Annotated in this window: 12 protein-coding genes; 5 read left to right on the forward strand and 7 right to left on the reverse strand. The window is 69.8% G+C overall.

Going from position 1 to position 10,618, the window contains the following annotated elements:
• The first annotated feature begins 99 nt into the window (after positions 1-99).
• From menE to ACFWX1_RS47255, 3 genes are read left to right on the forward strand one after another with little or no spacing between them, the layout of a single operon-like run.
• Positions 100-1,254, forward strand: coding sequence for an o-succinylbenzoate--CoA ligase (gene menE / locus ACFWX1_RS47245; RefSeq protein ID WP_378396482.1), 1,155 nt, complete (start codon positions 100-102; stop codon positions 1,252-1,254).
• A gap of 50 nt (positions 1,255-1,304) precedes the next feature.
• A complete protein-coding gene (locus tag ACFWX1_RS47250) occupies positions 1,305-1,451 on the forward strand; it encodes a hypothetical protein (protein WP_378396483.1) in 147 nt (48 codons plus the stop codon).
• Between the two features lie 52 nt (positions 1,452-1,503).
• Positions 1,504-2,376, forward strand: a complete 873-nt coding sequence (locus ACFWX1_RS47255; protein ID WP_378396484.1) for a 1,4-dihydroxy-2-naphthoate polyprenyltransferase — start codon at positions 1,504-1,506, stop codon at positions 2,374-2,376.
• Positions 2,377-2,449: 73 nt separating this feature from the next.
• Here the strand turns inward: ACFWX1_RS47255 and ACFWX1_RS47260 are convergent, their stop codons facing one another.
• Genes ACFWX1_RS47260 through ACFWX1_RS47270 form a run of 3 tightly spaced genes read right to left on the reverse strand, consistent with a single transcriptional unit; the run spans position 2,450 to position 4,334 of the window.
• The gene (locus tag ACFWX1_RS47260) at positions 2,450-3,541 is read right to left on the reverse strand and encodes a PLP-dependent cysteine synthase family protein (protein ID WP_378396485.1); all 1,092 of its coding nucleotides are present in this window, start codon (positions 3,539-3,541) and stop codon (positions 2,450-2,452) included.
• Positions 3,538-3,849, reverse strand: coding sequence for a DUF4229 domain-containing protein (locus tag ACFWX1_RS47265; protein ID WP_378396486.1), 312 nt, complete (start codon positions 3,847-3,849; stop codon positions 3,538-3,540). The genes ACFWX1_RS47260 and ACFWX1_RS47265 overlap by 4 nt, the downstream gene beginning before the upstream one ends.
• Before the next feature lie 11 nt (positions 3,850-3,860).
• Positions 3,861-4,334, reverse strand: coding sequence for an Lrp/AsnC family transcriptional regulator (locus ACFWX1_RS47270; protein ID WP_378396487.1), 474 nt, complete (start codon positions 4,332-4,334; stop codon positions 3,861-3,863).
• A 579-nt stretch (positions 4,335-4,913) separates the two neighbouring features.
• On the opposite strand from ACFWX1_RS47270, the gene ACFWX1_RS47275 reads away from it, so the two are divergent.
• On the forward strand, positions 4,914-5,126 hold the full coding sequence (locus ACFWX1_RS47275) for a BldC family transcriptional regulator (RefSeq protein ID WP_345397605.1): 213 nt from the start codon (positions 4,914-4,916) through the stop codon (positions 5,124-5,126).
• A 157-nt stretch (positions 5,127-5,283) separates the two neighbouring features.
• On the forward strand, positions 5,284-5,463 hold the full coding sequence (locus ACFWX1_RS47280) for a hypothetical protein (RefSeq protein ID WP_378396488.1): 180 nt from the start codon (positions 5,284-5,286) through the stop codon (positions 5,461-5,463).
• A gap of 10 nt (positions 5,464-5,473) precedes the next feature.
• On the opposite strand, the gene ACFWX1_RS47285 is transcribed toward ACFWX1_RS47280, so the two are convergent.
• From ACFWX1_RS47285 to ACFWX1_RS47300, 4 genes are all read right to left on the reverse strand, one after another.
• Positions 5,474-6,808, reverse strand: coding sequence for a MinD/ParA family protein (locus ACFWX1_RS47285; RefSeq protein ID WP_378396489.1), 1,335 nt, complete (start codon positions 6,806-6,808; stop codon positions 5,474-5,476).
• A 108-nt stretch (positions 6,809-6,916) separates the two neighbouring features.
• On the reverse strand, positions 6,917-7,894 hold the full coding sequence (ccsB, locus tag ACFWX1_RS47290; protein ID WP_378396490.1) for a c-type cytochrome biogenesis protein CcsB: 978 nt from the start codon (positions 7,892-7,894) through the stop codon (positions 6,917-6,919).
• A gap of 2 nt (positions 7,895-7,896) precedes the next feature.
• Positions 7,897-9,504, reverse strand: a complete 1,608-nt coding sequence (locus ACFWX1_RS47295) for a cytochrome c biogenesis protein ResB (protein ID WP_378396491.1) — start codon at positions 9,502-9,504, stop codon at positions 7,897-7,899.
• Complete coding sequence (locus tag ACFWX1_RS47300; RefSeq protein ID WP_378396492.1) at positions 9,501-10,274, reverse strand: cytochrome c biogenesis CcdA family protein; 774 nt, start codon at positions 10,272-10,274, stop codon at positions 9,501-9,503. The genes ACFWX1_RS47295 and ACFWX1_RS47300 overlap by 4 nt, the downstream gene beginning before the upstream one ends.
• Between the last annotated feature and the right edge of the window lie 344 nt (positions 10,275-10,618).

The raw sequence follows: 10,618 nt of genomic DNA on the forward strand, positions 1-10,618 counted from the left end.
GTGGGGGCCTCCTTGAGGGACTCTGGGTCCCTCGGGGAGGCCCCCACGGACCTGAACGCAGCCGGTCGTAGGGTGCGATCGAGAAGCTTGGGAGGCTGTGTGCGGGAGGCGTGGCTGGACGGGTCGGCCGAGTCGGTGGCGGAGCTGACGCGGGCAGTGGCCGACGCGCTCGACGGCGGGCCGGCGGTGTTGCCGTTGAACGCGAAGGACCCATCGGCGAAGGCGCTGCGGGACGCGATGGCGCCGGAGGAACCCGTCGAGCCCGGCACCGCCGTGATCATCGCGACGTCGGGATCCACCGGCGCGCCGAAGGGCGTGCTGCTCTCGGCGTCCGCGCTGCGCACGTCCGCCACCGCGACCCACGCGCGGCTCGGCGGCCCCGGCCACTGGCTGCTCGCCACCCCGGCGCACTACATCGGTGGGCTGCAGGTGCTCGTCCGCGCGCTGCTGGCGGGCACCACCCCGGCGGTGCTGTCCGGGGACGGCTTCCGCCCGGACGACTTCGCCGCTGCCGCCGCGTCACTGTCCACTGTCGACGGTCCTCGGTATACCGCGCTGGTGCCCACCCAGCTCGTCCGCCTGCTCGACTCCCCCGCCGGGCTGGCCGCGGCGCGCACCTTCGACGCCATCGTGATCGGCGCCGCCGCGACCTCCGCACAGCTGCGGGACCGCGCGGCCGACGCGGGTGTGCGCATCGTGCCCGCGTACGGCATGAGCGAGACGGCCAGCGGCTGCGTGTACGACGGTGTCCCGCTCGACGGCGTCCGGATCGCACTGGACGGCGACGACCGGATCCGGATCGCGGGCGACGTCCTCGCGCACGGCTACCGGCGGCAGCCGGAGCTGACCGCGGAGTCGTTCGGCGGCGGTTGGTTCCGTACCTCCGACCGCGGCCGGTTCACCGAGGACGGCAGGCTCCAGGTCCTCGGCCGCGCCGACGACATGATCAACACGGGCGGGGTGAAGGTCTCCGCCGCCGCGATCGAGCGCGTCCTCGGCGCTCAGCCCGGGGTGCGCGACGCCTGCGTCGTCGGCGTTCCGCATCCGGAATGGGGCGAGGCCGTGGTGGCCCTCGTGGTCCCGGAAAGCGGCGCCTGCGACGGCGGCGACCTGTGCGCGGCGGTGAAGTCCGAACTCGGCGCCGCGTGCGCGCCGAAGCGGGTCGAATTCGCCGCCGAGCTCCCCCTCCGCGGGCCAGGGAAAATAGACCGAATGGCCGTACGTGATCGCTTGACCACGGAAATCATCCCCTGATTCACCCGATTGTGTTGACAGGTCACGGCCTTCCGGCTTGGCTTCTCCCCATGACGCGCCGGATACGCATCTCGCTCATCTGCACACTCACCGCGTTCGGGCTGGCGGTGCTCGCCGGTCCGGCCGTCGCGGCCGACGGCCCCACGGCCGCACCGAACAGCGGCAAGCTCACGTGGAGTGCCCCGACCACCCCGTGACATTCCGGGGTTTCCGGCCAACGGGTGATCGTCATGGCGTTGAATGGACGTCATGGCGACAGTGAGTGAGTGGATCGAAGGCGCCCGGCCGCGGACGCTGCCCAACGCGATCGCCCCGGTGGTCGCCGGGATCGGCGCCGCGATCGCGCTCGACGCGTTCTCCTGGTGGCGTTCGCTGCTCGCCCTGCTGGTCTCGCTGGCCCTGATCATCGGTGTCAACTTCGCCAACGACTACTCCGACGGCGTGCGTGGCACCGACGAACACCGCGTCGGCCCGTTGCGACTGGTGGGGTCCGGCAGCGCCGCCCCGAAAACCGTGCTGGCCGCCGCGCTGACGTCCCTCGGTCTCGCCGGTGTGCTGGGGCTGCTGCTCGTCGCGCTCACCGGCCACTGGTGGCTGCTCGTGATGGGCGCGCTGTGCATTCTCGGCGCGTGGTTCTACACCGGCGGCAGCAAGCCGTACGGCTATTACGGGTTCGGCGAAATCGCGGTGTTCGTCTTCTTCGGCCTGGCCGGGGTGCTCGGCACGGTGTACGTCCAGGCCGGGCGGGTCAGCTGGGCGGGGCTCGCCTGCGCGGTCGCGGTCGGCTCGTTCTCCACCGGGGTACTCGTCGCGAACAACCTGCGGGACATCCCCACCGACATCGAAGCGGGGAAGCGCACCCTCGCCACCCGCCTCGGCGACCGGGGTACGCGGCGGCTCTACCTGGCGCTGGTGACGGTGCCGTACGTGCTCAGCGTCGTGCTCGGCATCTTCCAGCCGTGGGTGCTGATCACCGTGATCACCGCGCCGCTGCTGGTGACCTCGGTGCGCGCGGTCGGCGGCGGGAAGGTCGGCCGCGAGCTGATCCCGGCGCTGCGCGACACCGGGCTCGCGATGCTCGCCTGGGCCGTACTCTCCGCCGTCGCCCTCGGCCTGAGCTGAAGGGGACCTTCCTCGCGTCAGACGAGCTGAAGGGGACTTTCCTCGCATCGCACGCGACGAAAGTCCCCTTCAGCTACTCGCCCAACTCCTCCTCGGCAAACTTGCCCGTGGTGAGGAACTCCTCGAACTTCGCCTGGTACGGCGTGATGTCCAGGTTCTGCTCGGCCAGCCATTCGTCGTTGTAGTACGTGTTGGCGTAGCGCTCGCCGCCGTCGCACAGCAGGGTCACGACACTGCCCGCCTGCCCGTCTTCGAGCATCCGCGCGATCAGCTGGAAGGTGCCGTACAGATTGGTCCCGGTGGACCCGCCCGCCCAGTGCCCGGTGCGCTCGCGCAACAACCGGATCGCGGCCAGCGAGCCGGCGTCGGGGACGCGGATCATCTCGTCGATCACGCCGGGCACGAACGACGGTTCGACGCGCGGACGGCCGATTCCCTCGATGCGCGAAGGCATTCCGGTGCAGTAGTCCAGCGCCCCGGTCTGCCAGGCACCGTAGAACGACGAGTTCTCCGGGTCGGCGACCGCGATCTTGGTGGTGTGCCGCTTGTAGCGCACGTAGCGGCCGAACGTCGCGCTCGTGCCGCCGGTGCCCGCGCCGACCACGATCCAGGTCGGCACCGGATGCCGTTCGGACTTCATCTGCGCGAACACCGACTCGGCGATGTTGTTGTTGCCCCGCCAGTCCGTCGCGCGCTCGGCGTAGGTGAACTGGTCGAGGTAGTGCCCATTGCACTCGGCGGCCAGCCGCTCGGCCTCCGGGTACATGTCCGGCGCCCGGTCGACGTAGTGGCATTCGCCACCGTAGAACTCGATGAGCGCGATCTTCTCCTTGCTGGTCTTGCGCGGCACGACCGTGACGAACCGCAGCCCCAGCATCCGCGCGAAGTACGCTTCGGACACCGCTGTCGAGCCGCTGGAGGCCTCGATGAGCACGGTGTCCGGCCCGATCTGACCGTTGACCAGGCCGTACAGCAACAGCGAGCGCGCCAGCCGGTGCTTGAGCGAACCGGTGGGGTGCACCGACTCGTCCTTCAGGTACAGATCGATACCCCAGTCCGCGGGCAGCGGGAAGACGTGCAGGTGGGTGTCGGCACTGCGGTTCGCGTCGGCCTCGATGATCCGGACGGCCTCGCGGACCCAGCTCCGGCTGTGCAGGCGGCTCATGCGGCGTCGGAATTCGGAGTCGTGTCGCCCCGGAGCTGGGCGCGCAGCTGGGCACGGGCACGCGCACGCTGCTCGTTGCGCTTGGCCAGCCCCGCGGTCACCCTGGCGTTGAGCGAGCGGAACAGCAGCAGGCCGAGCGGGAGACCGACGACGAGGCCGATCAGGACCGCCACCAGGAGCGGGACACCGACCAGCGCGAGGACGGCGGCCAGCACCGCGACCAGCACGAATCGCGCCAGCAGGTACAACGTCAGGTCACGCGCCAGGTGCGGGACCGGCGGCTTGGCTGGTGTCGGCGTCTCACTCACACTTCAGCAGGCTACGCCTTGCCCGTGGCCACCTCGTCCAGGCCCGCGTTGTTCGGCCGCCCCTCGAAGCGGGTGGACAGCACGACGGTGGTGTTCGTGCGGCCGACCCCGGGGATACGGCGCAGGCGGCCGAGGCAGCGCTCCAGCTCGTCGACGGTCGAAACCCGCACCTTGACGACGAACGCCTCGTCGCCCGCGACGGCGTAGCAGCTCTCGACCTCGTCGAGCCCGCCGAGCGCATCCGCGACGTCTTCGTCGGTGGCGGTGTCGGTGGGGTGGATGCCGACCAGCGCGGTCACCCCGAGCCCGACGGCGTTCGGGTCGACCATCGCGTGGTACCCGGTGATCACCCCGGACGCCTCGAGCTTGCCGACCCGCTCGTGCACCGAAGAGGCCGAAAGCCCGACAGACCTCCCGAGATCGGCGTAGGTCGCCCGGCCGTTTTCCCGCAGCGCCGCGATGATTTTCCTGTCGACGTGGTCCACGTGCCCACCCTAGGCCGCCATTGTGAAGATCCCCGTGCGGCGCCGCCCGATGCGCCGAAGGGTCCTTCGGCGCGCCCAACGTACGTAAAGCATCCTTCGGCGGCGGCATCCGAAACGGTTTCGGGAACGCTGAGACACATCCCACATCGCGACGAGGATCGTGCACGACTTCACCGGTGATTATCTCACCGGACAACGCCTCCACCTCGTGATCAAGCACCGCCCGCAGCCGGGTAAACCGCGTCCACACCGCGAAACCCGCCGAAATACCCTTTCCCGGCGACCAGGGCGTCACCTACCGTCGACACCACTGGCGGGAAATCGGAAAAGCCCAGTTCAGCGACACACACGCAGGTCAGGGCCCGCAGTGGCAAACCGAACGACGTTACGCCCGGACGTGTCGGATGTCCATAAGAAACATGTCTGTTTTGTCCTTTAAGGGCTCTTTACTCAACGACAACCGTTCGAGTACCTGACGGGTGAAGTGCAACGATTGCCGTGTTGGCTACCCCCGGCGCGACGGGCCCACCGGCCCGGCTCGCCTCCGGTATAGCAGTCAGGTCGTTAAGGAGGCGGAAAATGACCGCGACCATGGGAGGACGGTTGCTCACCCCCGGTGAAGTGGCCGCTCTGTTCCGAGTGGACCCGAAGACGGTGACCCGGTGGGCGACCGCCGGCCGCATCGGCTCCATCAGGACCCCGGGTGGGCACCGCCGATTCCGCGAGTCCGAGGTGAACGAGCTCCTGGCCGAGCTGACCACGGATGCGAGCGAACCGGCGCGGCACGCCTGAACCATCCGTGCGTGAGGGTCGTGAGTGGTATGGGGGCGGTCACCCGCCCACCTGCCGGTCACGGCCCTTCGTCACATCCGGGTACCGGGAATCCGCCGATGTGCGGGCGAAGCGGTTAACCTCATGGGGTCGGCAGGCCTGACGGAAGGAACCGGGCATGCTCTATCTCCTCGCGGCGGTCGGTGCGCTCACCATCGCCGTACTGTTGTGGCGGGCGTTCGGCGGCACCCAGCGCGTGGGCGTGCCGACGCGCCAGGCGCCACTGGCCCCGGACGACGATCCCGACTTCCTCCGCAAGCTCGGCGAACAGCAGCGCAAACGCCCCGACGAGGAGTAGTGAACCCCGCTTAGCGGTACTGCTGCGTCCCGAAGCCGTCGGCGACCGTTGCCGCCAGCTCCAGCAGGCTGAGCCGGGTGTCCGAGTTCAGCCGGTCCAGCTCGATCTCCGCGCCCTCCTCCAGGTGCGGGTCGAACGGGATGCGGCAGACCGCGCGCACCTTCGCGCCGAAATGCGCGGACAGCTTGTCCAGATCGACCGAGCCGCCCTTCGGCCGCACCGAGTTGATCACCGCCACCGAGCGCTTGACCAGTTCCCCGTAGCCGTGCGCCTCGAGCCAGTCCAGCGTCGCCGACGCGCTGCGCGCCCCGTCCACCGAGCCGGAGGACACCACGACCAGCGCGTCCGCGACGTCGAGGACGCCCTTCATCGCCGAGTGCATCAGGCCGGTCCCGCAGTCGGTGAGCACGATGTTGTAGAAGTGCTCCAGCAGGTTCACCGTGCGCCGGTAGTCCTCCTCGGAGAACGCCTCGGAGACGGCCGGATCCTGTTCGCTGGCAAGGATTTCCAGCCTGCTCGACCCCTGCGAGGTGTACGAGCGGACGTCGCTGTAGCGGGTGATGCGATCGGCGTCGCGCAGCAGGTGCCGCACGGTCGCGGTGGTCTCGATCGCGATCTTCTGCGAGAGCGTGCCGCGGTCCGGGTTCGCATCGACGGCCACCACGCGGTCACCGCGCAGTGAGGCGAACGTCGAGCCCAGCGTGGTCGTCGTGGTGGTCTTGCCGACGCCGCCCTTGAGGCTCAGCATCGCGATCTTGTAGCACCCGCGCAGCGGCTGGTTGACCCGCGCGATCAGCTCGCGGCGCCGGACGTCGGCGGGGCTCTCGCCGGGGTTGACCAGCTTTCCGGTGCCCTTGTAGAGCGCCTTGCGCCAGCCGGACTGCGGTGGCCGCTTGACCTGCTTGACCAGGTGCGCGGTGGCCAGCTCGTCCATGGCGGGCGCCGCGTGCTTGCCGCCCTGAGGCTGCGGGAGCACCCCCGGCGCGGGCTGCGGCACACCACCCTGCTGCGGCATGCCCTGCTGAGGCGCCGCCTGCGGGTAGGGCTGCTGAGGCTGTTGCTGCTGCTGTGCCGGGTCGACGTACTGCGGCTGCAGCGGCGGCAGGTGGGGGTCGTATCCCGGGTACTGCTGCTGCGGCTGCGGTTGGGGCTGCGCCGACGCGGGGACCTGGTACGGCCCGGACACCGCCGGGTTAGGCGGCGAAACGGATTGCGTCGGCTGTACCTCATAGGCACCCGAATTCGGGTGCGGCGCCGAATCCGTGCGGTCCTCCGAGAACAGCTGTTCGGCCGGTTTGGCCTGCTCAGAGGGCGTAGGAGCCGACTCTTCGCTGGATCCGGTCACCGGTGCGAACCTCCCACGAACGTCGTTGCCTTGCCAGACACTGGTTACCCCGTCGGCGACGACGGTAGTCGGCGACACGCTACAGCAGGACGCACCGGGCCCGATCGGTCAGCTGACTCCGGCGTACGAGTGCAATCCCGCCGTGACCAGGTTGACGAAGAACAGGTTGAAGATCGTGGCCGCGAACCCGACGATGTTGATCACCGCGGCGCGCGTGCCGCGCCAGCCCGCGGTCGCCCGCGAGTGCAGGTACGCCGCGTAGACCACCCAGGCGATGAACGCGACCGTTTCCTTCGGGTCCCAGCCCCAGAACCGGCCCCACGCCGCCTCCGCCCACACCGCGCCGCAGAGCACGCCGAAGGTGAACACCGGGAAGGCGAAGATCGTCGTCCGGTAGGCGATCCGGTCGAGCACGTCCGCAGCGGGCAGCTTCGGCGCGAACCGGGCGAACTTCGCCGGGTTCCGGTCGTGGGCCGAGCGGAACAGGTACAGCACGCTCGCCACGCCGGGGACCAGGAAGACACCGGACCCGATGATGGCCGCGGAGACGTGGATGACCAGCCAGTACGACTGGAGCGCGGGCTGCACCGGGGCCGCGACCGTGTACAGCATGGTGCCGTTGATGAACATCAGGATGACGACGGGCAGCAGCAGGAACGGCGTCAGATGCCGGACCGGGAACTTCCGGACCACGACGAGCCAGGTCACCACCGTGATGAAGGTGACGCCCATGCCGTACTCGTACATGTTGCCCCACGGCGCGCGGTGCGTCGCGAGCCCGCGCAGCACGATCGCGGACAGCTGCAGCAGCGCGCCCAGCACGAGCAGCGCGGCGCCCATCCGGCCGAGCCGCTCCGGCCTGCCGACCTCGCGGGGCGCCTCGGGCTGCGCGGGGACCTCGGTGGTCACCGGCCCGCCCGCGCCGACCAGCTCGCGCGCCCGCTGCTTGCTGCGTTCGGCGGCCTGCCTGCCCTTCGCCCCGAAGCCCTGCTCCACGAGGGTGAGCATCAACGCGAGGACGTAGATCGCCACGGTGGTCGTGTACAGCCAGTTGCTGTACTGCGACAACGTCTCGTTGATCGGCATTCTCAGCTGCCCTTCTCGCCGGTCACCAGTCGTTCACTGATGCGCTGGAATTCCTCGCCGTATCCGGCCTGATCGGTGCGCGCCAGCCCGGCGACCTCGATCACGGTACGCGCCTCGCCCTCGCCGCCAGGGCGCACCCGGACCCACAGCCGACGCCGTTTGACCAGCAATGATCCGCCGAGACCGACGAACATCGCGATCGCGAAACCGAGGACGTAGCCCTGCGTCGGATCGTGGGAGACCTGGAGCCCGACCCACGGCTGGACGCCGTCGAACTTGACCTTCGTCCCGTCGTCGAGCTTGGTCTCCTGGCCGACCTGCATGTTGAGCCGGCTCAGCTTCTTCAGCCGTCCGTCGGCGACCCGGGACTGGTCGATCTCGAACAGCGACTGGCCGCGGCCCGCGTCGAGCCCGAGGTCGCCACGGTAGATGTCGACGGCGACCTGCGGATTGTTCAGCTCCGGCGCGGTCGAGGTCAGGATCCCGCCGTGGACCAGCGGGGTCGGCGCGAGCAGGCCGGTGATCGCGAGCTGCCGGGTGCGGCGCTGCGCCTCGTCGGTGATGCCCGGCTGGTCGAACTTCGTCGCGCCCTCGGCGGTCATGGTGGGCACGATCGCGGTCCGCCACTGGGTCGCCATCGTGCGCACGCTGCCGTCGGGGAAGGTGACGGTGAACTTCGGGGTGTAGCCGTGGTCGAGCAGGTAGACGCGCACGCCGTCGACACGCAGCGGCGAGTTGACCTCCAGGCCGTACGGCCGCCAGGCGCCGGTCTGCAGGTCGTCGCCCGCCTGGTACTCGATCTTCGAGTGGAAGTAGTCGGCCTGCCCCGCCGGGGTGTAGTGCGCGGTGAAGTCGTTCACCTTCACGCAGAACGGTGTCAGGTCGGTGCCGTCGACGCGCAGGCCGGCGTTGAACGAGTCGTAGTTGTAGATGCCGCCGTTGCAGAACTGGCTGCCGTCGGCCTGCACGATGACCTGGCCGTCGTAGCTGAACAGCTTGCCGAGCGCGAAGAACACGATCAGCCCGAGCATGCCGAAGTGGAACACCAGGTTGCCGGTCTCGCGCAGGTAGCCGCGTTCGGCGGAGATGCTGTGGACGCCGTCGCCCTCGTCGCGCTGCACCCGCCGCCAGCCGGACAGCCGCGCGTTCGCGTCCTCGAGCACGTCTTCCAGCGGACGCTCGGTGCCCGCGACGCGGTAGTGCGGCATCCGGCCGAGCTTGCGCGGGGTGAGCACCGGCTTGGCGCGCATCGCTTTGACGTACTCGAAGCTGCGCGGCGTCAGGCAGCCGACGAGCGACACCATGAGCAGGATGTAGATCGCGGAGAACCAGACGCTGCTGTAGACGTCGTAGAACTCCAGCTTGTCCAGCAGCGTGCCCCACCAGCCGTGCGCGGTGATGTACTCGTCGACCTTGGGGGCGTTGAGCCTGCGCTGCGGCAGCAGGGCGCCGGGCAGCGCGGCGAGCGCGAGCAGGAAGAGCAGGACGAGCGCGGTGCGCATCGACGTCAGGCCGCGCCAGGTGTTGCGCAGGAAGGCGAGGACGCGCTTGAGCGGCGACCTGTGGTTCGGCTTCGGCTGCTGCGCCGGCGGCGCTTCCGTGGTGGTCACAGTGGCAGCTCGAGGTTGTACGCGAGGCTGTTGCGCAGCCACCCCATCAGATCTCCCCACAACCCGGTGACGAGCAGGATCCCGACGATCATCAGCAGCGCGCCGCCGACGATCTGGACGCGGCGGCCGTTGCGGCGCAGCCAGTCGGTGGCGCGCACCGCCCAGCGCGCGCCGAGCGCGATGAGCAGGAACGGCAGGCCGAGGCCGAGGCAGTAGATCGCGATCAGCAGGTACCCGCGCGCCGCGGCACCGCCGGTGGCGCTGGCCATGCTGGTCACCGCCGACAGCGTCGGGCCGATGCACGGCGTCCAGCCGAGCCCGAAGACCGCGCCGAGCAGCGGCGCTCCCCAGATCCCGCCGCGCGGCACGTGGTGCGAGCGGAACTCGCGCTGCAGGCCGGGGATCCAGCCGAGGAACACCAGCGCCATGGCGATCGTGAGCACACCGCCGACGCGCTGGAGGATGTCCTGGTTGATCGTGATCGTGGCGGCCAGCCAGACCAGCGTGCCCAGCGTGGCGACGAAGACGACGGTGAATCCGAGCACGAAGAGCAGGGCCGCGCCGACGACGGCGTAGCGGCCCTTCTTGCGCTCTTCGTCCGCGCTGACCGCGGGGGCGTCCGCGCCGACCAGCGCGGCGAGGTACGCCAGGTACCCCGGCACGAGCGGGACCACGCACGGGGACGCGAACGAGAGGGCCCCGGCGAGCAGCGCGACGCCCGCGGCGAGCAGCAGCGGCCCGGAAAGCGCCAGCTCGGACACGGAGTTCACCCCGACGAGAGTAGGCAGTGAGCTTCGCGTGAACCCGCCGGGGCCGTCTCACAGGACGTACGTCACGGTGAAACGGGACCAAGGTCCCGGGCGGGTTTCGACGGGCTCCGTGGTCCGTGGGGTGAGGTGGCCGCGCTCCGAGCGCCCGCATGAGGTTCTCTCGGTAGTGGTTCGGTTGCGTTCGACGCGGGCGACGGCTGGTGCGGGCTCTCGCGCTGGTCAGCAGGGTTGCGCATGGTCCCTTGGGGACGTTGAACGCCGTCAATGTCCCCTTCGCGACACTCCAGCGCCGGGCCGCGTGTCCCGAACGCTCCGTTCGGGACGTTCACCGTCCCCAACGGAGC

Origin of the sequence: Amycolatopsis sp. NPDC059021 (assembly GCF_042739895.1) — a bacterium.
Lineage (GTDB): Bacteria > Actinomycetota > Actinomycetes > Mycobacteriales > Pseudonocardiaceae > Amycolatopsis.